This window comes from Leptospira mtsangambouensis (assembly GCF_004770475.1).
GTDB lineage: Bacteria > Spirochaetota > Leptospiria > Leptospirales > Leptospiraceae > Leptospira_A > Leptospira_A mtsangambouensis.
The window spans coordinates 54,071-76,607 of the sequence record NZ_RQHK01000006.1 but is presented as its reverse complement, the minus strand read 5'-3'; the positions used below and the strand labels follow the sequence as shown (position 1 = coordinate 76,607).

Sequence of the window (22,537 nt, the reverse complement as noted above, 5' to 3'; positions counted from 1 at the left end):
ATTTAAGACTTAACATCAAACATCTGCAAGGCGGTAAGCCAAACACCAATCAATATAAATGCAATCCCCAACCATTGTGTCAAATTCAACCTTTCTTTAAAAAAAAGCGAAGAAGCAATCAGAACAATGATAAATCCACTAGAAGTAAATACTGGATATGCAAGTGAAAGTTTCAAACCTTTCCCCAACACATATCGATACCCAAGTAAGGCTAATCCAAAACTAGCGAGTCCACCTATAAAGTAAGGATTAAACACTGTAAAGATTGTATCCCAAAGACCACCTGACAATGTTTTTGTTTGGTCTTGTAAGGATGAGGATTTGATTAAAATATTAGCCAATGCATTAAAGAATACGGCTATACAGAAGAAGAGGATGACCTGGAATTGCATGGGATAGAGACAAAATCCGATCTAAATCGGGAAGGGTCAAATAGAAAAATGAAACAAAAATCCTTTCGGTTCAGAAACTGGGAATGCGCCTACTTAGATTCGGAAACTCCGGGTCCCGTTCTCGTTTTCTGTCACGCCAATGGTTATAGTGCTGGTTGTTACCAATATTACTTTAATTTATTATCAAAACACTATCGAGTCATTGCTCCTGATTTTTTGGGACATGGAAGTTCTGAGTTTAGTTTAAAATTTAATAACTGGAATGTGTTTCGAGATCAAATCCTCGCACTTCTTGATTTTGAATCCATCAACAAAACAAATATCATTGGTCATTCACTAGGTGGTGCCTCATCACTTTTAGCCGCTGCCAAAGAACCTTCCCGTTTTGAAAAAGTTCTAGCCATGGATCCCGTCATCTTAGGTTGGAAACTCATCCTCCTTTCTAAATTTTTAGAAAACCCTTTGGCAAAAGGTGCCAAAAAAAGAAGAACTCATTTCAAATCAATTGAGCTTGTTAGGCGATCGTTTCGAAAATTTCCCGCCTTTGCCAACTTCGAACCTTCCATCTTCGAAGATTATCTAAACTCTTGTTTTGAGAGCACCGGCCATGACGCAGAAGTCAAACTATGTTGTGATCCAAAAGTCGAAGCAAGGATTTTTGGACATGCTCACTTCCATGTCTTCAAAAACTTTTATGGAATCAAAACGGAAAACCATATTGCCATTCCCGAAAAGTTCGAAGTCTGTAGCCCAAAGTATGCCTATCTCCTAACCAAAAAACATCCCAAGTCCGATGTCACCATCTTCCCCGGCTTCACACATTTTTTCCCCTTCGAAAGACCAAAGGAAACTTGGGACTGGATGCAGCGATGTTTGGAGATAAAAGAAAATTGAAATAGGTTTGTAGGAGGGGGAAGGAAGGGGCGCCTCGAATTGGTTAGGTGGATTAGAATCAGACCTTCAACCGACCGCGCTTTTCGCTCCAATCTTTTGCATGCGCAAAAGGATTTCCGCTGCAATCGCTGGCGCGGGGGAGGGATTTCACAACGACCACTAAGTTTGGGAGTTTTTTCTTGTAGACGACAGATTTCGATAGGAAAACACAATGGCCATTCACAAGATCTTCGAGCATTTACTATTCTACAGAAAATTTAGTTTTATTTGTGAAGCATCGTATTATAATTTCAGTAAATACTTAACCAATAATACAGAAACTTGGTCAAACTTTAGAATTATTTCCCTATCTCACCATCCATTCGAATGTTATTCTTTTGGTAATTCTTTTACTCTGAGAAGAATGTCAATATTCTCCAACAAAACAAATTCTGAAATCAAAGGAAGGATTCAGGTAAACAATCAAAATTCTTTAACGATCGATATAAAACTAAGACCTAACTGGTTGTTGCAATTATTATTAATTTGTATCCTATTAATAGATATTTCCTGTCTGATCATAAACTTTCTTGCGGTGTTTCATTTTTTTCCATTAGAACTATTAAGCGAAAAACTTTTTCTTCAGAATATTACTTTGATTCCATTTAATTTAGTTTTAATTTTAAATTATATATGGTTTCAATATGATTTTTCTGTTACTTTGGCAAAGTTCAAATATTTCTTCCCAAAGGAATTCAATCTAAAACATTACTCTAACATAATGGCTAAATCTTAGATTGATACTGCGTTGTCGTCACCCAAATGCGCAGGTATACCACATTACAAATAAATTTGATTCATTGGGTAAGAACGTAGCTAACGAACAGATTCCACCCCTATATATTAATCGCTTCCCCAAGCACCGCCGCTGCACTTTCCATAATTCCTTCCGATAGTGTTGGATGGGCATGGATGGTATTAGCAAGTTCCCTGACTGTGATCTCCATATTGGCACCTAACGTCAATTCTGCGATCATTTCCGTGGCCCCACTCCCAATGATATGGGCTCCTAAAATTTCCCCGTGTTTTTTATCCGAAACAATTTTCACCATTCCGGTGGTGTCCCCTTGGGCCTGCGCACGGCCACTGGCGGTAAAAGGAAACTTACCCACAGTGATTTCATACCCCATGGCTTTGGCTTTTTCTTCTGTAAGGCCAACGCTTGCCACTTCTGGATGACAGTACGTACATCCTGGAATATAAGAATAGTTGAGTTTTGCGATTTGTAAATGGTGAGGGTTACCGACTCGCACAGAGATATCTTCTGCCGCACGAATGCCTTCGGCACTGGCCACATGGGCGAGAGCCGGTGTGGCAATACAATCCCCAATGGCATAAATATGATCCACTGTCGAACGGTAGTTACCAACAAAATCCACAAATCCATTTTTTAATTTGATTCCAATTTCATCTAATCCAATATTTCCAGTGTTAGGTGTTATTCCCACTCCAACAATCACCTTATCAAAGTTTAACTTTTCTTTTTTTGCCGATTTACGATCTAGTAAGGTAAGTTCCACTCCCGCATCCGTAACAGAAGCCGTTTCCACTCCATGGCTCAAATACTGTTCAATCCCTCGTTTTTTAAAACTTCTTTCTAGGATTCCTGAAATTTCCAAATCTTCATTGGGAAGAAGATGGTCTTGGAATTCAATGATGGTTACCTTAGATCCCATACTGGCATAAAAATCCGCAAACTCCACTCCAATCGCCCCCGCTCCAATGATGGCAAGGTTAGGAATGACTTTTGGTTCGACCATGGCATCTCTTGCAGATAACACACGTTTGCCGTCAAAAGGCAAAAAAGGAAGGGCTTTGTTTTTAGCACCCACGGCTAAAATATAAAAATCGGCAGTATAAGTGGAAGCTTCTCCTGAACTGGACTTCACTTGGATGGTTTTGGAATTTTGGAAACTGGCCTCTCCATTCACCACGGTGATTTTGTTTTTCTTCATCAGATACTCAACACCTTTGGCCATTTGGTCTGCCACGGACCGAGAACGTTTGATCACGACATCAAAATCAGCTTTGATATTGTCGCAAGACAATCCGAAACTGGCTGCATGTTTTAAATGTTCCAAAACATGAGCACTTTCTAACAGGGCTTTGGTGGGAATACAACCCCAGTTCAAACACACTCCACCGAGTTTTTCACGTTCCACAATACAAGTTTGTAACCCTAATTGTGCAGCACGGATGGCAGCGACATAACCGCCGGGCCCTCCTCCAATAACGATGACTTGGAAATGGTTTGGACTAGACATAGGTTCTCCCAATAGATTGGGATACCGTACGAAAAAAGGAAAGTCAAGACCTCTTTTTGGCGACGATGAGCATCCTTGCGCCGGTTTTTATATATTTTTCACCGTCGTAGTTGCTATAAACATGAAGGACATCAAACTTATTATCGTCTAAGAAATTTCGAACCTGCGGAAAATGAAAGACACGCATGGTATGTTTGTCTTTTAAATCCTTCTGATTCAAATTGTATACATAGTTCACTTCTACAATGGCCACATCATCTGCCCTTGTTAATCGAAATCCTCTGTTTCTACGAATGGATGTTGCCCCTTGGCGCACATTACTCACAGTGGTGATGGGTTTTCGTTTGATACGGTGAATAGGATCGGCATTCCAAATTTCCAAAACCAAAAGCCCGGCTTGTTTTAAGTTTTTATAACAATTACGTAGGAAATTTTGAACCAAATCATCGTTGATGAGATAATTAAAGGTTCCATACAAACAAATCACTGCATCTGCAGGTTGTTTGGCGACGTGTACTTCCATTTTCCCAAGCTCAAATTGGCAATGGGGAAAGCGGGCCTTGGCGATTTCTAACATCCTTGGAGAACCATCCACACCCAGTGGTTTAAAACCCATTCCTTGGAGTTCTTTGACATGTTCCCCGGTCCCGCAGCCGATATCCAAAACAGTATGTATTTTATGTCGCTTAAATGTATCTCGCAAGAAAAGAATTTCTTCCGAAAACTTGCGGCTTGGTTCTTCGATGGTAAAATAGTATTCGGCCAATTCAGAATAGAGTTTCATTTGCCCCTAGCGGAAAGGGAAAATCAGTTCAGCGAATCCCCATTTTACCCGTTATATTGAGTAACGGCTAAGTAACGATGAAACGATATACAATTCCCACAATTTTTTTTATCATTGGTGTCATCCTTCAATATACTTTTTATTTCTCCTGGGTGAGTTTCACCCTCCTCACCGTTTCCTGTTTACTCCTCACCCTCTTTTTGTATAGTTTGGATTTCCAAAAACCAGAGTCCCTTGCAGATCGACCACATTCCAATGCAGATATAAGTGAACCATCGGAAACAAATACAAAACCAGATATTGTCTTTGATACAGAATCTTCTTTGCCGATTGAAGCCTCCAACGCAGAACCTAAACCAAAAGACATTCTCTGGAAAAAAGATCCCGTTTTGCTTGCAAGAGAATCAATTCATTCAGAAACAAGGGCCGTGTTTTCTGAAACGGTAAAGGACTTTCCTTTCCCATTTTTTACAGAGAAACTCACCTCTATTCAATATTTTTATTATGATGAAAAAGAGTTTAAAGAATGTTATTGGCAAAAAGCGGGAATGATGGTGGAGACAGATGACAATCCTGTAGAATGGGAAGAATACGAAGAAAGTAAAATTAGAGAACTACTTCCTGTTATTTCTTTAGACAAACGGAAGTTATATATTCCTCTTACAATGAATGCACATTTATTTGGATTCTTATGTTTTTCTACAAAAGAATCTTGGGTCGAATCGGATATCCAATCCTTCTGGGAAAAATCAAACATCATCTCGGAAAAAATTATGACCAAAAGAGAATATACAAAAGTAACCAAACACCCTGTTTCAAAACTTTATAATGTATCTCACTTTTACCAAATGGCAAAATCTGCATTCGAATCCAAAGAAAAGGTAACTTTAATTCTTTTCAAATTTATCGATACCAACTTCCAATCAGAGATTGCCATTGGACTAAACATTCTTGGAAAACAGAATGCGGTCCTTGGTTTGGGTTTGTACCAATTGGAAGATCATTTATACGCAAGTATCATTTCCAATGACAAACTGGATGATTTTTCTGAATTTTTTAAACAGTTCATTGAAGAACTTGATAGTCTAGGGTATCCATCAGAAGTTGCTCTCGGTTTTTCAAACCAATCCACTCCCGAAATCAAATTTGATACTTGGATCAAGGCAGCTTATAAATCTTTGGAAGAGAGTATCCTCTACCACGCAGCCTAAATGGATCCTTTAATTGATGAAAAGTTTATCCTGACTGTTTCGCAAGTATTGCCGGAACATTTTCAAAAGACTTTACTCGTCTATGCAGACAGAGAGGCTTATGGTCCTTCCAAAAACGAAGGTCTTTGTTTTGAAAATTGTACACTTGTTGAATTTGTTGGTGATATCAATGGAAAAGTATATCTTGCTTTAGATGGATATACAAAACTCAAACTCCTTCCAAAAATTGCCAAAGCCTTTCAAATTGATCCTACTTCCCGATCTCATTCCGCATCCATCATGATGGAATTTGCAAACCAGATTGCCGGAAAATTAATTACAGAAATGAGACTTGGGCGTTACGAAATTGATATTTTACCGCCGGAGAACTTGAACCATAAACTAGTTCCAATTTCCTTAGAACATTTTCGCCAATACATTCTTATCTTTAATCTCAAAGACAGAAGAGGAGAAGAATATATGGGTAGGTTATATTTGATTTTATTGTTGGAAAAATTCCCTACTCCGAAAAAGTAAAGTCGAATGAAACCTTATGTTTTGGCAATCCCACTCGTTTTGAGTTATGCTGGGTTGAAACAAAAAAAATCTTTAGAACTTAAAGAACTCCAATTACCAGACACAGGCAGAAGGGCATTTCATTTTTATCCAACGGGAAAAAATCCTGAATCTCTACCGGGTGTTTATATCCAACATGGAATGAGTGCCATGGGAATTGACGACCCAAGGATTCTGGAACTTGCTGAAAACATTGCTAGTTCCAATCATAGTGTCATTTTACCAGAACTTCCCGAAGTAAAGGGATTAAAAATCGAAGAAAAAACAATTTCCAATATCCAGAACTTAATGTTGGAAATCAATTCCACCAAACGTTTATTTAACGGAAATCAATTAGGATACTTATCGGCAAGTTTTTCTGCGGGAATGGGACTCATTGCAGCTTCCAGATCCAATACAAGAGATAAAATTAAATCTTCCATGGCCATCGGAGCCTATTGTGATTTTTTAGATACCGTACCCTTTGTATTTTCAAATTATGAAATTGATCCGTACGCAGTGTACGTAATTCTTTATAACTTTATTCATCGTTTTGAACCATCACTTTCGGAAGAACTAGAACCTGTATATTACGAAGCGGCTCTTGACAATGGATTGAAACGAATAGGTAACGAAGCCTTCGCTCTTACCTTACTTGAAAAAACTTCAAACCGAGCCAAAGAATTTTTTTCCCAAGTGGGAAGAGATGGAAATTTCCGCAAAGAACTAGCCAAACGAGTCCTGGACACTGTTCCTAAAAACCTTCCCGAAAATCTTTCTCCCTTTTACCAATTGGAAACTTTGGCAGGCCCGGTCTCCCTCCTTCATGGAAAAACGGATCCGGTGATCTCACCCGAGGAATCGGAAAAACTCACCCTTCTCTTCCAGAAAAAACAGATTCCTTATGTCTACCGCACTTCCACTGCCCTAACACATGGGGACAGCCTCCCGCTCCATTCCCAAATTTTTGGGGTTCCGGCTCTCCTCCAGACCTTCGGAAGTTTTCTATATTGGCTCGACCGATAGAAATTCTCGTTTCTCCTAAAAAATATGCCGATACTTTTAACAGAATGGACGTTAAAAATGCACCGGACTTCAATCCGGAACGGGGACTGAAAATCCAAATCTCCGAGGATCGACTTACTGCAACTTTGGTGACAAAACCAATTTGGTTGTTAGGTGGTTCTATGAGCAATATCTTGATTTATGAAGCTCTAGACAATGCATCCATTCACCGGGATCGGATTTTGATGAAAGAGGTAGACAAAGCCGCAATCGAAATCGATAAAATTCTCAAAGATCCCGCAAAAGTAAAAGAAGATTTTAATTTTATCGTAGCTCAAGGGAACCCCGCCAAACAAGGAGAAAGTGGCTGGATCAAGTTTTATTTTCCAAGAGCACAACGTGTTGTCCTAAAAGACGACGGATCTGCTGATTTTAGAAATATCAATAAATATGTTCACGTAAAAGAAGGCGAAAGACTTGCCACATTGTTTGAAGGAATTGCTGGAGAACAAGGCATTGATGTTTTAGGAAATCCAATTTATCCAAATCCTATTGATAGACCAAGACTCACCTTAGGAAAAAATGTCCTCCCTAAAACAGTAGAGGATCCGGAAAAACCGGGAAGACAACTCAAAGAATACTTTGCATCCCTTAGTGGAGTTGTTTTTTCTACAGACACTTCTCTTACAGTATCTCCAGAATTAAATATTGAAAGTAATATTGGACTCGGAACAGGAAACATCAACTTCGAAGGAACCATTCGAGTAAAAGGTACAATTGAAGAAGGTGCGATTGTCAATTGCCAAGGTTCTTTGTACTTAGATGGAAACGTAGAATCATCTGATGTTGTTGTAGGTGAAGACCTAGAAGTCAAAGGTGGAGTGAAAGCCAAAGGGAAAGGTGTCATTCGCATCAAAGGTGACTTACGTACTAAGTTTATTGAAAATGGAAATCTTGAAATTGATGGCGATTGTATCGTTGAAAATTTTATTTTAGGAAGCAAAATCCTTTGTTTAGGAAACGTAATCCTTACCGGAGAATCCTCTTCTATCATTGGATCCGATATCACTTCTTACCAAGGAATCACAGTTTCTTCACTAGGATCTACTGCCCAAATGGATACAGTCGTCGAAGTAGGATTTCATTTTAGAAATGATAGACTCTTTATTGAAGGTAGTTCAAGGCTAGCAGAGTTCGAAAGAGAATTAGAGGCACTGGTTCCTGAAATTCAAAAAATCAAAGAAGTCGTACAAAGATCTCGTGGTAAACTTGATGATGCACGAAAAGAAAAATTCAAAGAAATCTTTGATGCTTATCAGAAAAAAAGCAAAACAGTTGAACTATTAAAATCAAAGATTGAAGAACTGAAAGGTGCACGTTATAACCAAGATAATGTGAAAGTTGTCGTTCGGAATACAGCTCACCCTGGTGCGATAATCAAATACAGAAGACAGGTAGAAAAAATTACCAAGGCCCAAACAGCTTTTGTGATGAACTTTTTTCCAAACCAAGAAAAAGCAATGTTAACAGCTTTTAAAGGGAAATAACCTTACAACGATTATAGTTTTAAACCCAATTTTTTTAACTTGGGAAATATTACATAATGGCAGTACGGGTTCTGCGGATTCAGTGTAAAATAGTTTTGGTGGTAATCCTCGGCAGGATAAAACTCTGGTGCCGGTGCAATTTCTGTCACAATCGGATCAGGGAAAAGAAATGCATGTTTTCGTTTGGACTCCACTGCTAATTCTTTTTGATTTTCATTCAAATAAAATATAACCGAACGATACTGTGTACCCACATCGTTTCCTTGTCGGTTGAGCGTTGTGGGATCGTGAGAAACCCAAAAAACTTCTAAAATTTTTGAATAAGAAATTATCTCAGGATCAAATTCAATTTCAATGACTTCTGCATGGCCCGTAGTGCCAGTACAAATTTCTTTATAGGTTGGATTAGGAGTAGACCCTCCTGCATATCCAGATCGTACAGAAAGAATTCCGGGAATCCGAAGGTATACGGCTTCTGTACACCAAAAACACCCACCACCTAAAATTACTTTTTCCGTCATACAGTCTTTAGACGAACTGAAATCTCCTCTGGCACAAAACATCCAAATTCTGTGATGAAGTTTTTGATTAAGTGTGCTTTTGTTACATCAAACGATGGATTGAGGGCACGAGCACCAATCGGCGAAGTTTTTCCTTCTGGAAATAAATACTTTCCATCTTCCGTTTTTAAAAAATCAAATTGTGTCACTTCTGCTTCCTTTCGCATTTCGATAGGAATTTCATCCCCAGTTTTCAAATTTAGATCAAAACTGTCTTTTGTGGCACAGACATAAAAGGGAACTCCGTGTTCTTTGGCGACTATCCCTAAATTGTAAGTCCCAATTTTGTTGGCAGTGTCTCCATTGGCAGCGACACGGTCACATCCAACTAATACTGCATCAATTTTTCGATGGTTCATGAGCCATCCGCTCATCCCATCAGTGATGATATAACATTCGATTCCCTCTTCCATCATTTCAAATGCAGTGAGTCTCGATCCTTGCAAAAAAGGTCTCGTTTCGTCAGCGTACACAATGACTTTTTTCCCTGAGTCCCGCAAACTTCTGATAACCCCGAGGGCCGTTCCATGCCCGGCCGTAGCCAAAGCACCAGTATTACAATGTGTAATGATATGAAATTCCGATTGGTCCTTGGAAAATAAAGAAACACCATTTTCACCTAACGCTTTATTGGCGGCTAAATCTAACTGGACCATCTCATTGCCATAGGATTCCCAAGAATTTGCGATCAAACTCCAATCGGTAATTCCTTGAATTCGATTTTTAGCTTCTCTGATTGCGTAACTCAAATTAACAGCAGTAGGTCGCGATTCTAGAACGGAGGTAAGTAGAAAGTCAATCTCCTTCGCGGAGGCAACTCCAACCCGGGATTTTGCACCTAATGTAAGACCAAAAACTCCAGTGATGGCGATGGCAGGGGCTCCCCTAACAGCCATTTCTCGGATTGCTAATATGGTTTCTTCAATCGTTGTTATTTTTAAAAATTCTTTTTTTCCAGGCAAAATCCTTTGGTCGAGAAGTTCCAAATGTGTGGATTTCCATTGGATGGGTAAAAATTCCGGGTGAGTCATCGATCCACTTTTTTGGTGCGATGCAGAAAAAAAATACAAAAACGGGTTGACAAATTCCTGTGCAGCGCACAAAAAGGAGTGGTGCAATGCACAAAACAATACCGAAAAAAGGAAAATGAAAATGGAACAACAAGTAAAAGACGGATTAAACTTCATCCTAGGTGCAGTGAACACAGCAAAAGTAGAAGCTGAAAAAGCTTTTTCTAACATCAACACTGGATTTCAGTCTTTAGCTGCAAAAGGTGCGCAAGACCAAAGTGAAGTTTCTGTAAACCTTAGAAAATACCTTCAAGAAGGAATTTCTCAAGTAGAAACTATCATCGGAAAAGCAAACACTGTTGTTGCTGAAACAAAAGCAAAAGTAGCAACTGTTACTTCTAAAGCTTAAGTAAATTTATTTTAATCAAATCCCGGATACTTTACCTCTATCCGGGATTTTTTTATAGAGTTCCTCTCTCCATTCTTTCCAATACGCACCCAATTCTTTTGCAAAATAAACTTCCAAAGCATTAAATTCAGAAAAACTTTCATAATTGATTTCAAACGAAGTGAAATTTTTTTCCGCGGCAGTCAATAGTCTCGTTCGGTATAAATCCATTAGTTCCAATCGGAATTCATGAAACATTCGATCCATACTGATCTCCCAAAAGGAAAAAAGTTTTTCTAGGGCATTTGCAAAGATATGATCTGCAGCTAAAAAAGAAAATTCCACCGAATCTTTTGCAATCTCCACAAAGAGAGACTCCCATAAATCTGCGAGTAGACTTTCTTTATTTTTGCAATCATAAGCCTGACAAATGGAGGCTCCATAAAACGAAAAGTTTTGGCTTTTTGGATCCCCAGTAAAAATTGGATGGATCATACAGCCTATTCGTTGTTTGGTGCTATCTACATATCCCAAAAATGGACAATTATAAGTCATCTCATCTTTTTTGGAAATGCCTGCTTCCTTTGTTTCTCTATCTTTACGAAAGATAGGAAAACTATGCCTAACCTCAAAATTGACGGTTGATTGAAACTCAGAAGTTCGCTCAGATAATAATGTTTTAAATTCTTTAGGAGATAATTTTAAATTAAATAAACCGCAGCAGGCACCGCATGATACATTGCCAAGATCTGGATGGCATAAACTCAACTCTGTTTTGCTCCTGGAGCAAAAGGAGTAAGGCCATTAAACACAAGTTCTAGGTCTCCCGTTTCTTTTCGTTCTTTAAAGTAAGTAGGAAAAGGAATCACAATCTTACGGTTTTCATGAACCAGTACAAGATTTCCTTTGTGTTTTGATAGTTGTTCTTGTAATTTATCTTTTGAACCAGGAGAGGATGGATATAAATAGGCAGGTTTGATTCCTTTAAAATAAAAATGCGGATTTTGATTTTCGGAAACCAGAAGAACACTAACTTTCTCTAATTCCGAAAACTCAAGTAACATATTCTCCAAAAAGAACTGCATAATGATTTGATAAGATTCTATTTCTTCTTCTTTGATCTCTTCTTGTTCCCAAGATTCCATCCATCCAACGATTTTAAAAATAGTTTCTTTTTGTTCATGTAAAACAGGTAAGGCCACTTCTAAAATACTAGAAATTTTTAGTTTTTGGAAATCCCAAACACAACCGTACACAAGTTCCCACCACTTTCGAAGCGATACCGCATCATCGGGGTTATTCGGGATGGATTTGTTCATTGCATGGGCGGCATGGTCACTAAATACCATCATTCCCACAACCTGACTGATTGCTTCAAACAACTTAATCAAATTGACCAAATTGCTTTTATCGATGGATTTTGCTTTGTTGGAGTTGATTAACTTTGAATATGCAACGGCAATAGGTGTTGGATAAAATTCGATTACGGAAGTTGGATTTAAGATTTTGGCTGAGTGAAAATTTCTTCTATCTTTTACAAACAAAGAAAAATCAGGATTCCCGTACAAAGCATAATTTGCCCAAGTTAAGTCGTTTGCATGATAATTTCGTCTTGCAAACTCTTTGGATAAATACAAGGACTCACCCACAGATTTATCAGAAAACAAAAAGGTATAAAACCTGACGGTAAAATCAATGGTTCGTTCGTTATCTAAAATTTCCCAATTGGTTCCAACAAATGTTTTAATTCCAGCAGTTAAAAAAGCACCCGCATATTGATTCAAAATATTCGGATTTAACTTTTTACCAGCAGACTTTGCAGACATACAAGAGTTAGAAAATACTAAATCAGTATCAATTCCTGTTGATTTGATTTCACGTGCTTTTAAAACCTTCCCGTCTGACAACAACCAACCATTTTCTAATGAGTCATCTGAAAAATGTAGGTGCCCCGAATAATGAATGATATGTTTATCTTTGATAAGAGAGAGTAACTTTAGTTTGGTGACTTGTTTTCCACCAATGAACTCGAGTTCCAACAAATGTGTGGGAACTTTTTGGCTTAGAACAGAAAACAATACCTCACCTTCTTTTTGAGCGTGGGGAAGATCCTCTGTAGGATCGGCAATGATGAGCATCTTAATCTTTCGATTTTCATGGTGAGTGGGACGATGTAATCCACCACGAATTGTTTTTCCAATTCTAAATTTGTCGGAAAGAAAACTAGCACCATCATGCAGAAGTTCCCAAGGAATGAGAGCAAGAGCTGGGTCTATATTGAAATGAATGCTATGTTTGGTTGTGTTTTTTAATTTTTCAATGATGGATGCAGGAAAAAACTGTTGGTAAAAAGTTTCGCCAAGTACTTTTAAATCTTGGAGAATGTCAGCATTGAGAATCTGGTTTGAATTAGAAAGTACTGATTGAGAAACATGGACCAGTCTCTCTACTTCTCCCAAGTATTCAAAAATTAGATCATCATCTAACGTGGATTGGATATGTGACTCTTCTACAGGAAGATTATCTTCTAAAACATTGAAGATATTAACGTTACCAACTCTGTCGATGATTAGGGAGAGCATGCTCCCATGAACTTATCCAACAAGGATAGACAAGTCAAACGATTTTGATTGGCCTGGACCTACAAACTCAATGGTGTAACCACCTGGGACTAACCCGGAAAAGCTGGCGCTGCCTTCTAAATTAATTTTACTAGAAAGAATGAACCGCCCCTCTCGACGTAAGTTGACTTGTTGGAAGGCAGGAGTTCCCTCGGCTTTCACAGAAAGGTAAACTTCACCTTGGTTTTCTTTTACGATTTGGTAATAGAACTTTTGGTTTTGGCTGGTGGTTTCCTCAAAGATCACAGAGTTTGCTTCTCCGGACCGAACCTCTGCCGATGCCGAACGCATCGAAGGAGCAAATTCAAAACTCTCTTTGATTTGCAGACTTTCCACAAGGCTATCAATCACACGAACTCCTGTCTGTGTGAGTCGAACGATGAGGCTGTCTTTTTTTTCTGGAAGGACTAGATTCTTACGAGTGTATTCTTTTAAAAATTCAGGGAGAGGGAGAGGAGATTTTCCCATTGTCAGTTCCGCTTTGGCAAGGTCCCAAGACTCAGCAAACGGATGGTTTTCCACTAGTTCTTGGCGCATATTGGCGAAGAAAGCCTCTTCACAGGACCAAAATGCATCCCACAAATCAGGATGATTTTGCAACTCACCCTCACTCGGAAACTCTCCTCGTATAAAGATTTCTCTAGCCAGCTCCATCGTCTCTACGTTAAAACCCTGATCTTCCATGTCAAACTCCACTCTCTTAAAGTATGACGAAGGAAATCAGCCCTCTCCAGCCATCGAATGCATTTTTTTTTGCATTTTTTCGAGAACTCTTAGCAAGGTCACACTGACTCCACCTTCGGAAATCCCTAAGATTCTGGCAATCTCTCTGTACGGCGTCCGGACGAGAAAGTGACCTTTTTGCTTTTTCTCGATTAACTTTTTCCTTTGTTCGTACTTTTTCGCAAGGGCGTGGTCCAAACGTTCTTTATAATATTGTGCTTCTACAGAATCCCCTTGGGCCTTTGATTTTTTCTGTTCTTTTAAATCCAGAATATTCAAATACAGGGATGTGATTTTATCTTCCATTTTTAAGTTTTCTTCTTCACGGCCGGAAAGTTCTTCCCGAAGACGCAAAACTTCAACCCGGATCTCTTCTTCGGAACGATTGGTTTTTTCGGCTACGAAACGAATCTCTTCTGGATCCAGGTGGAGGTAATAAACAAAGGATAATTTGAAAACCACTCGGTTTTCAATTTTGATTGTGGATAGTACGGAATGAAATTGGTCTGATACATCGATTGCTAAGGCCAAAGCTTCTGATCTTTTGTCAGGCTCATCTTCGATCGTACTATATTCTTTTCCTTCCTTATTGACTTTGGAAATCGTTTGGGTTTTGACTTCTCGTTTGGTGCGCTGCCAATCAATGAGTAAATTGCGTAGGACTGAGAAAAACCAGGTTTTAAAGCTAGATTTTCCCACAAAACTTTTGAAACGTTTCCCGGTTTTTAACCTTTCAAATGCATAAATATAATAATCAGATGCATCATCTTCACTTAGGTGGAAAACACGGATGGGAAAATTGTAAATATCTTGCGAATAGATATCAAAAAATGTTTGGAGAGATTTTTCGTCCCCACCACCGCAGGCTTTGACAATCTCTAAAATTTCTTCGTTGGTATAAGAAGTCTGTTTCATTATCTACTTTCCTAAAAAGGAACCTGCCAGGAGACTTCTCTAAACATGAGAAGTATTGTTGTAGTATTGAGTCTCTTGGCAAGTTTTATTTTCGCAGAGGAACCCATCTCTGATATAAAACCCGAGTTTGTTTGGCCAATCCAGGGTTTGGAATTGCCTGGTCTCATCACGAGCACCTTTGGTGAGTCCCGAAAAGACCATTTTCACAATGGATTGGACATTTCTTCAGTTTTACAACCTGTCAAAAGTATGAGCCAGGGATTCATCCTATACTCCCGTTATGCGGAGGACGACCCATTTGAAGAGGAACGTGGTTCGGGAAATATTGTCTGGATTGCACATAAAAACGGTTATGTGAGCGGGTACTACCATTTAGGTGGGACAAGAAATGAAACGGTTCGGACAGGCAAACAGGTCTCTGCTGGTGATACCATTGGAATTTCAGGAAATACTGGACATTCCACCGGAGGCCACCTACACTTTGTTTTGGGAAAGGATTATGGAAAAACTCTGCTCGATCCCCTGACCTACTTACCTCCAGTGGAAGACACAATGCCTCCACAGATTGCCAATCTCTTCATCCATGTAGGAGAAAATTACACCAATCTCAACGATGGTGACAATATCAATGTGTCCAAAGCTTTTCCTCTTACCGTCAGTATCCTAGATGGGGGAATCAAAAATAGCCAAAGAAGAGGAATCAAAGAAGTAAAATTTCTTTTTAATGGGGAGGCTTATAAACAAGCAAACTTCGAATCCCTACGTTTTGAAGAAGGAAAATGGAAAACCAAAGAGGGACATAGTTTTGATGATTTGTTTTTTAAGGATCGTTATTTGGTAGGTGTTCTCAATCTAAAGGCAGGCGAAAATACCATCAAAGTACAAACAAAAGATTTTAGCGGACAAAACTCTGAACGAAGTTTCAGCATCAACATAACAAGAATTAGCGGAGGAAATTAAACCCTCCGCCAAGGAATATCTAACAGCTAAATTTTGTTTATCTTAGTTGTTAGAATACAAAGCTGAAATCTCCGCTTTGTATTTATCCGTGATCACATGTCTTTTTAAAGAAAGTTTTGCCGTCAGTTCATCACCTACTTCAAAAGGTTTTGGCAAAACTACAAGACCTACAACTCTTTCAAAGGATTTGAATCCAGTTTGTGCATTCACTTTAGCTTTGATTTCAGTTTCTATTTTCTGAATGACTTCTTTTTGTTTCCAAAATTCTCCCGTAACTGGTTCTTCAAATCTAGAGATATTTGGGTATACTAAGACACTCAAATACTTTTGGTCTTGTCCCACAACCATACACTGATCGATCCATTCCGATTCTAAAATTTTTGACTCAATAGGAACCGGCTCCACATTTTCACCACCTAACAAAACTATGGTTTCTTTAGAACGTCCCACAATTCGTAAATTATGATTTGCTGTAAAAATTCCTAAGTCACCAGTATTCAACCATCCATCGACCAAAACTTTATTTGTGGCATCTGGATTTTTATAATAACCAGCCATTACTTGTTTGCCCTTTACATGGATTTCACCTTTTCTTCCAAATACAAATTTTCCAACTTCAGTATCTAAAAAAACTTCTCCTGTATGAAGGTCCACAAGACGTAAATTGGTTTTTGGGAAAATACGACCCACAGAACCTGGAATGATTTCTTCAAAGGTTCGCATTGCAAGGACAGGTGCCGTTTCTGTCATTCCATACCCTTCTAAAACAGGGATACCGATGGTGTTAAAAAATTCATCCACATGGTATGGCAATGCTCCCCCACCGGAACAAGATCCGCGAAGTTCCCCTCCCGTTGCTTTTCTAATTTTTGATAAAACTAAAAAATCAAAAAAGAGATGAGGTATACTCACTAAAAAAAATCGATACAGATGATAAACAAAACGAATAGACTGTTTCCAAAACACAACTGGATGAATGTCTAAAACGTTTCCTGTGATGACTTGTCTCGAAAGAAAAAATCTTTTGGCAAAAAACATCGCAAGTTGGAACATCTTTTGTTTTACAGGTGATGACTTGGCAAGTGTTCCAAGGATTCCTGAATATATACTTTCCCATAACCTTGGAGCAGAGGCCATAAAATGAGGTTTTACAAATCGCAAGTCTTCCTTTAATGTACGAACGCTACTATAATAAGTACAAGCACCGTAATACAAACTAAAGATTTCAAAAATTCTTTCGAAGATATGCCAAATTGGCAAAATCGATAATGTTCGATCTCCTTTCTGTAAACGAATCGGGAGATTTTGTAATTGGAAGAGGATATTTCCTTGGGTTAACATAACACCTTTCGGAGTACCAGTTGTTCCCGAAGTATAAATCATGGTAAACAAATCGGATTCTTTTATGGTGTTGTTTAAAAAAATTGTGTCCGATGGATCGGCTTTACGAAGTTCTTTTCCTTTCGCAACTAACTCTTGCAAAGTTGATATTTTAATTTTCCTGGAACTGATTTCCTTATTTCCTTCTTTAGGAGGATACATGATTACAATTTCTTTTAGAAATTCCAATTCAGATTCCAATCGAATCACTTTTTTAAATACAACTTCGTTTTCTACAAAAAGTATCTTGGACTCTGAATGATTTAGTATGTACAAAATATCATGTTCTGTTACATCGGAGGCTCTCGGAACATCCACAGCTCCGAGTAGTGTCACTGCAATGCTTGTTTGTATCCACTCGTACGCATTGTCCGCAAAAATAGCCACTTTTTCTCTTTCGGACAAACTACCTTTTAGCCCAAAGGCCAAATCCTTTGCATCGATGAGCAAGTGATCGTAAGTTTTAAACTGATAAACACCGGTGCCCATCCGAGTCGCAAAGGCATTTTTGTTACCGAATTTTGCCGGAAGGTTTAAATAAAAATCAATCATGGTTCGCATTGAATTTCCTCGTTACGAACCAATTCTAATTTAGATTTTTTTTACTGTCGTCTTGGGGAATTCTTTGAGACTAAAAAAATGGAATGGATTTACGTTAGTTTTGATTGTTTTCGAAACTCGGAAGGGGTAGAACCTACAGTTTCCAAAAAAACTCGATTGAATGTAGATTTAGAATTAAAACCAACCGAATCGGCAATGGAAAGAATCGATCTTTCTTCCGATTCCAATAACAAATGTTTTGCTTCATCGATCCTATATTGGTTGATGTATTGGTAAAATCCAAACCCATAACGTTTATGAAAGTATTCAGAAAGTTGACCAGGTTTGACTTCTGCCATCTCTGCTAGTTTGGAAAGACTCAAGTCTTCATCACAAAACACTTTTTCTCTCATCAATTCATACAATCTTTGGTCGATGGTTTCTAACTGAACAGATACCAATTTAGATTTTTCATATTTATTTCTTTGGATACTATCTCGAACATCAGAAACAAACGGTGCCCAAAGTTCTCGAGTAAAATAATAAAAGTACATAAGAACAGGTAAAAGATAAGCACTGAGTTTACGAAAAAAAGGAATTTGAAATGTAAATCCAATACTTCCGAGTAACAAATCAATCCAGATCAATAGAATGAATATTAGAGAATAAATTGCTTTTTTTGTAAAAAAAACAGACAATCGTACATTCGGAATCCATTCTTTCAAAAGAAACAATCCTACCGAAAGTAAGATAGAAAGTTTAATACCAAAGTTTAAGCCAACCACCACCGACCCATATTCTGTTTTGGTCATTTGTTCCAAAACATCTAACTGGTAAGAATCTGACCCGAAATAAAAAGGAAACAAAAGTAGAACTGAAACAAAAGCAGGAAGAAAATGATAAATTTTGATTTGGATCGGTTTTTCCAAAAACAAATATTCTAAATAAAAATAAAGTAATGTTGAGGATAGAAATACAAACGGGATATGAACAAGTGCAATGATTGGGAGGTATTTATAAAATCCGGTGAACATAAAAGCACCGGTAAGTAACCAAAGACCTGTGGAAAATAAAATAAAAGACCAAACAAATCCTGAAAGATTTCTGTTTCGAATTAAATTGGATAATGACCAAATCAAACAAAACACGGACCCTGATCCCATCCAAAGAAACTCAAATAAAAGATTTAAGGATACAGATCCAGTCTCCACAAAATTTTATCCGTATACTCGTACTTCTTCGCCAACTGTATAACGGACCGTTCCCTTCCCCAATATATCTGTTAACATCTTCATTAGGTCGGGAGTGATATCAATGGAGAAATGGTCATGGGCACGGATGACTTTTTTTTCATCTCCATTTCCAACCAAATGAAAGAACACGGAAGAAGCACCACGATGAACAGAAAGAACATCTTGCAATTTCAAAATGACATCTCTATTTTTTTCTTCCGTCATATTGATGGTTAGATGGAGAGTTTTTTCCATTTTCTTTTCGATAGTAACGGAATTTAGTTCTTCGAGTTTGTTGACAATGATCTGACCTTTTAACTCTGATTCGTCGGCATCGAGTCGTTCTAAAATTCCGCGGATAAAAACAGTATTATCTTCTGTGAATAGATGTTTGAATTCTGCATAAGTTTTAGGAAAGGCAACACATTCTATTTCACCTGTTTGGTCTTCCAACATAAAGTTCACAAACTCTTCTTTTTTCTTTGTGAGTTTGACTACTTTTTTGGAAAGAACTCCTGCAATTTCTACCTTAGATTTAGGTCGAACCTCTTCTAAGTTTTCGATGGTTGTTGGTTTTAATGTTTTTAATTGTTCTGTAAATTTATCAAGGGGATGTCCAGAAAGATAAAGACCTGTAGTTTCTTTTTCCCTTCTTAGTAATTCATCCCCATTCCATTCGATTCCATCTTTTGGTAAATTGAGATTTTCTTCTCCACCACCATTAGCACCGCCAAACAAAGAAAATTGACCTTCTTTTTCTTCCGCCTGCTTTTTGTTAGCGTAAGTGAGAATCATATCAGTGGATTCAAAAATTGTTTTTCTTGTGTATCCAAAAGAATCGAAGGCACCACCTTGAGCAAGGGACTCGAGAACTTTTTTGTTAGCAAGTCTTGTATCCAATTTTTTGGTGAAGTCACCAAGTTGTTTGTACCCACCGATGGATTTTCGATTGGAAATGATATTTTCAGCGGCAAGTTCTCCCACACCTTTGATAGAAGACAAACCAAATCTTACAGTTTTATCATCAGTAATTTCAAAAGAGATTCCTGATTCTTTGATATCAGGGCCTAAAATACGAATCCCCATTTCTTTAGCATTGTTGATGTATTTCACAACATCGGTGATTTTGGAATGATCACCTGATAATAAAGCTGTTAAGTATTCGATGGAATAGTTGGCTTTTAAAAAAGCAGTTTGGTAAGTAACGAAGGCATAAGCCACTGAGTGTGATTTATTAAATCCATACTCACCAAATTTTTCTAATTGTTCAAAAAGTTCGATTGCAAGTTTTTCGTTGATCTTTTTTTCGATCGCACCTTTTACAAACTTCTCTTTTAATGCTGGAAGTTTAGATTTGTCTTTTTTGGCCATCGCCTTACGAAGAACATCCGAATCTCCGACAGAGTATCCACCCATGATTCGTGAAATGCCCATTACCTGTTCTTGGTACACAACAACTCCGTAGGTTTCGCCCAAAACTTCAGCCAAACTTTCATGTGGGAAAACAACTTTCTTTTTCCCGTTTTTACGATCTAAGTAGTCATCCAACATCCCCGATCCCATTGGACCAGGACGATATAACGCAAGTAAGGCGGCAATCTCCTCAAATTTTTGCACTTGTGCTTTGGCAAAAAGATCACGAATTCCGGAAGAAGAATCCAACTGGAATATCCCAAGGACATTTGCCTTTCGTAACAAACTAAATGTAGCAGGATCATCGAGCGGAATTTTATCTAAATCAAGTAAGATCCCATGACGCTTTTCGATGAGTTTTGTGGCGTGATGGATGGTGGTTAAGTTTTTTAAACCTAAGATATCCATTTTGATCAGTCCCACTTGTTCCGACATGTTTTTGTCGTATTGAGTGACAATAGAACGGCCATCTCTCCCAGGTTCACTGACCGTGGACAAAGGAACAATTTCTTCCAGAGCTGTTGGTGCAATGACAACACCTGCGGCGTGTCTTCCCACCTGACGGTAGTTACCCTCTAATTTCTGAGCAATATAAAAAACTTTTTTGTTTAGATCCGATTTTTCAGCGATGTCACGTAAATCTTTTGAAGTATCAACGGCTTCTTGGATGGTAATTCCCAGTTTTTTTGGGAAAAGTTTACTCATCTCGTTTACTTCTGAAAATGGAACATTGAATACGCGAGCCACGTCTTTGATCGCCGCTTTAGCAGCAAGAGATCCAAAGGTGATGATTTGTCCCACGCGGTTCTCACCATACCGGTGTTTGATGTAATTGATAACTTCTTCTCGTCTTTCTACGCAAAAATCCGTATCAATATCGGGCATGTCCTTTCTGTCGGGGTTAAGAAACCTTTCAAAAAGTAAGTTATAACGAATGGGGTCTACGTTCGTAATTCCAAGTGCAAATGCAATGATTGATCCTGCTGCTGAACCTCGCCCTGGGCCCACTGGAATTCCTGCTCTTCTAGCAAAATTTATATAATCCTGAACAATGAGAAAGTATCCGGCGAAATGCATATTTCGAATCGTCTGCATCTCATACTCTGTTCTTTCACGCACAATAGGAGTGATCTCTTGGTACTTTTCTTTGATTCCTTCCCAAACTAATTTTTCTAAATAACTATCGGTATCAAAACCAGCAGGCACTTCAAACGGAGGTAATAATGGATTCCCAAATTGAAAGTTAAGTGAACATTTATCGCGAATGGCTAAGGTATTATAAAATGCATCCTTATGATCGGGAAAAATACCCATCATTTCAGCGGGAGATTTTACATAAAAATTATCATTAAACCCAAATCGCATTTCATCATCGATGTTTTTACGCATACCGATGCGAAGTAAGATGTCTTGTGCTTCTCTATCATCTTTTGTTAAAAAGTGAGAGTCATTGGTAAGAACCAGTGGAATTCCAGTTCGTTTGGAAAATCCCATCACTGCTTCAGCAACAGTTCGTTGTTCTGGAATTCCATGGTCTTGGATTTCTAAATAAAAATCTTCTTTGCGAAAAATTTCATGTAACCGACCAGCTAACGCATACGCTTTGTCTTCTTTGCCTTCTAAGATCTTTCGGTTGACCTCTCCCGCAAGACAAGCAGTCAAACAAACAAGGCCTTCACTATGTCGTTCTAATAAATCGTAATCGATCCTTGGTTTGCGATAAAAACCTTCCGTAAAGGATCGACTTGCCAGTTTGATGATATTTCTGTACCCTGTTTCGTTTTTACAAAGTAAAATGATGTGATATGCACCACCGTCTGCAATTTCATCTAATTCAGTTTCGGCACTTCGGGAAGGAGTTACATAAAACTCACATCCAATGATGGGTTTGACATCGTGTTTGACAGCCTCTTTGTAGAATTCAATGGCCCCATACATGTTTCCGTGGTCTGTGATGGCGACAGAACTCATCCCAAGTTCCTTCACACGTTTCATGAGATCGTTGATTCGTATGGCTCCATCGAGCATGGAATAGGTAGTGTGCAAATGAAGGTGGGCGAAATCTTCCATGGCTTGGTGACATAGTAACTCCGACGGCTTCCTACGTAAAGCGCCCCAAGGGCAG

Annotated in this window: 19 protein-coding genes; 7 read left to right on the top strand and 12 right to left on the bottom strand. The window is 38.4% G+C overall.

The window, feature by feature from the left end; all coding sequences use genetic code 11:
* Positions 1-2 precede the first annotated feature (2 nt).
* A complete protein-coding gene (locus EHR01_RS09715; RefSeq protein WP_002973209.1) occupies positions 3-392 on the bottom strand; it encodes a DMT family transporter in 390 nt (129 codons plus the stop codon).
* Between EHR01_RS09715 and EHR01_RS09710 the strand changes: the two genes are divergently transcribed.
* The gene (locus EHR01_RS09710; RefSeq protein ID WP_135694595.1) at positions 387-1,286 is read left to right on the top strand and encodes an alpha/beta fold hydrolase; all 900 of its coding nucleotides are present in this window, start codon (positions 387-389) and stop codon (positions 1,284-1,286) included. The genes EHR01_RS09715 and EHR01_RS09710 overlap by 6 nt on opposite strands.
* A gap of 875 nt (positions 1,287-2,161) precedes the next feature.
* On the opposite strand, the gene lpdA is transcribed toward EHR01_RS09710, so the two are convergent.
* On the bottom strand, positions 2,162-3,589 hold the full coding sequence (lpdA, locus tag EHR01_RS09705; protein ID WP_135694594.1) for a dihydrolipoyl dehydrogenase: 1,428 nt from the start codon (positions 3,587-3,589) through the stop codon (positions 2,162-2,164).
* A 43-nt stretch (positions 3,590-3,632) separates the two neighbouring features.
* A complete protein-coding gene (locus EHR01_RS09700) occupies positions 3,633-4,373 on the bottom strand; it encodes a class I SAM-dependent DNA methyltransferase (RefSeq protein ID WP_135694593.1) in 741 nt (246 codons plus the stop codon).
* A gap of 77 nt (positions 4,374-4,450) precedes the next feature.
* Between EHR01_RS09700 and EHR01_RS09695 the strand changes: the two genes are divergently transcribed.
* The 4 genes from EHR01_RS09695 to EHR01_RS09680 are packed head-to-tail and all read left to right on the top strand — an operon-like array spanning position 4,451 to position 8,670.
* Positions 4,451-5,584: a hypothetical protein gene (locus EHR01_RS09695; protein ID WP_135694592.1), complete on the top strand. Its 1,134-nt coding sequence runs from the start codon at positions 4,451-4,453 to the stop codon at positions 5,582-5,584.
* Positions 5,585-6,100, top strand: a complete 516-nt coding sequence (locus tag EHR01_RS09690; protein WP_135694591.1) for a chemotaxis protein CheX — start codon at positions 5,585-5,587, stop codon at positions 6,098-6,100.
* Between the two features lie 6 nt (positions 6,101-6,106).
* Positions 6,107-7,144, top strand: a complete 1,038-nt coding sequence (locus EHR01_RS09685) for an alpha/beta hydrolase (protein ID WP_135694590.1) — start codon at positions 6,107-6,109, stop codon at positions 7,142-7,144.
* A gap of 44 nt (positions 7,145-7,188) precedes the next feature.
* Positions 7,189-8,670, top strand: coding sequence for a DUF342 domain-containing protein (locus EHR01_RS09680; RefSeq protein ID WP_135694668.1), 1,482 nt, complete (start codon positions 7,189-7,191; stop codon positions 8,668-8,670).
* A gap of 11 nt (positions 8,671-8,681) precedes the next feature.
* Here EHR01_RS09680 and msrA read toward each other — a convergent pair whose 3' ends face one another.
* A complete protein-coding gene (gene msrA / locus EHR01_RS09675; protein ID WP_135694589.1) occupies positions 8,682-9,191 on the bottom strand; it encodes a peptide-methionine (S)-S-oxide reductase MsrA in 510 nt (169 codons plus the stop codon).
* Positions 9,188-10,261: an S-methyl-5-thioribose-1-phosphate isomerase gene (mtnA, locus tag EHR01_RS09670; protein ID WP_135694588.1), complete on the bottom strand. Its 1,074-nt coding sequence runs from the start codon at positions 10,259-10,261 to the stop codon at positions 9,188-9,190. Before mtnA ends, msrA begins: the two co-directional genes overlap by 4 nt.
* Before the next feature lie 121 nt (positions 10,262-10,382).
* On the opposite strand from mtnA, the gene EHR01_RS09665 reads away from it, so the two are divergent.
* A complete protein-coding gene (locus tag EHR01_RS09665) occupies positions 10,383-10,649 on the top strand; it encodes a sigma-54 down-regulated protein (protein ID WP_035983335.1) in 267 nt (88 codons plus the stop codon).
* A 15-nt stretch (positions 10,650-10,664) separates the two neighbouring features.
* Here the strand turns inward: EHR01_RS09665 and EHR01_RS09660 are convergent, their stop codons facing one another.
* From EHR01_RS09660 to EHR01_RS09645, 4 genes are read right to left on the bottom strand one after another with little or no spacing between them, the layout of a single operon-like run.
* Positions 10,665-11,396: a hypothetical protein gene (locus EHR01_RS09660; protein WP_135694587.1), complete on the bottom strand. Its 732-nt coding sequence runs from the start codon at positions 11,394-11,396 to the stop codon at positions 10,665-10,667.
* Positions 11,393-13,210 carry a CHAT domain-containing protein gene (locus EHR01_RS09655; RefSeq protein ID WP_135694586.1) on the bottom strand — a complete coding sequence of 606 codons (1,818 nt, stop codon included), beginning with the start codon at positions 13,208-13,210 and terminating at the stop codon, positions 11,393-11,395. The genes EHR01_RS09660 and EHR01_RS09655 overlap by 4 nt, the downstream gene beginning before the upstream one ends.
* A gap of 12 nt (positions 13,211-13,222) precedes the next feature.
* Positions 13,223-13,933, bottom strand: coding sequence for a hypothetical protein (locus EHR01_RS09650; RefSeq protein WP_135694585.1), 711 nt, complete (start codon positions 13,931-13,933; stop codon positions 13,223-13,225).
* A gap of 36 nt (positions 13,934-13,969) precedes the next feature.
* The gene (locus EHR01_RS09645) at positions 13,970-14,887 is read right to left on the bottom strand and encodes a sigma-70 family RNA polymerase sigma factor (RefSeq protein WP_135694584.1); all 918 of its coding nucleotides are present in this window, start codon (positions 14,885-14,887) and stop codon (positions 13,970-13,972) included.
* A gap of 45 nt (positions 14,888-14,932) precedes the next feature.
* On the opposite strand from EHR01_RS09645, the gene EHR01_RS09640 reads away from it, so the two are divergent.
* Positions 14,933-15,847: a M23 family metallopeptidase gene (locus tag EHR01_RS09640; RefSeq protein WP_135694583.1), complete on the top strand. Its 915-nt coding sequence runs from the start codon at positions 14,933-14,935 to the stop codon at positions 15,845-15,847.
* A gap of 42 nt (positions 15,848-15,889) precedes the next feature.
* Here EHR01_RS09640 and EHR01_RS09635 read toward each other — a convergent pair whose 3' ends face one another.
* The 3 genes from EHR01_RS09635 to dnaE form a co-directional block, all read right to left on the bottom strand.
* Complete coding sequence (locus EHR01_RS09635) at positions 15,890-17,788, bottom strand: AMP-dependent synthetase/ligase (RefSeq protein WP_135694582.1); 1,899 nt, start codon at positions 17,786-17,788, stop codon at positions 15,890-15,892.
* Between the two features lie 89 nt (positions 17,789-17,877).
* On the bottom strand, positions 17,878-18,978 hold the full coding sequence (locus EHR01_RS09630) for an AraC family transcriptional regulator (protein WP_135694581.1): 1,101 nt from the start codon (positions 18,976-18,978) through the stop codon (positions 17,878-17,880).
* A gap of 6 nt (positions 18,979-18,984) precedes the next feature.
* The gene (gene dnaE / locus EHR01_RS09625; RefSeq protein ID WP_135694580.1) at positions 18,985-22,482 is read right to left on the bottom strand and encodes a DNA polymerase III subunit alpha; all 3,498 of its coding nucleotides are present in this window, start codon (positions 22,480-22,482) and stop codon (positions 18,985-18,987) included.
* Between the last annotated feature and the right edge of the window lie 55 nt (positions 22,483-22,537).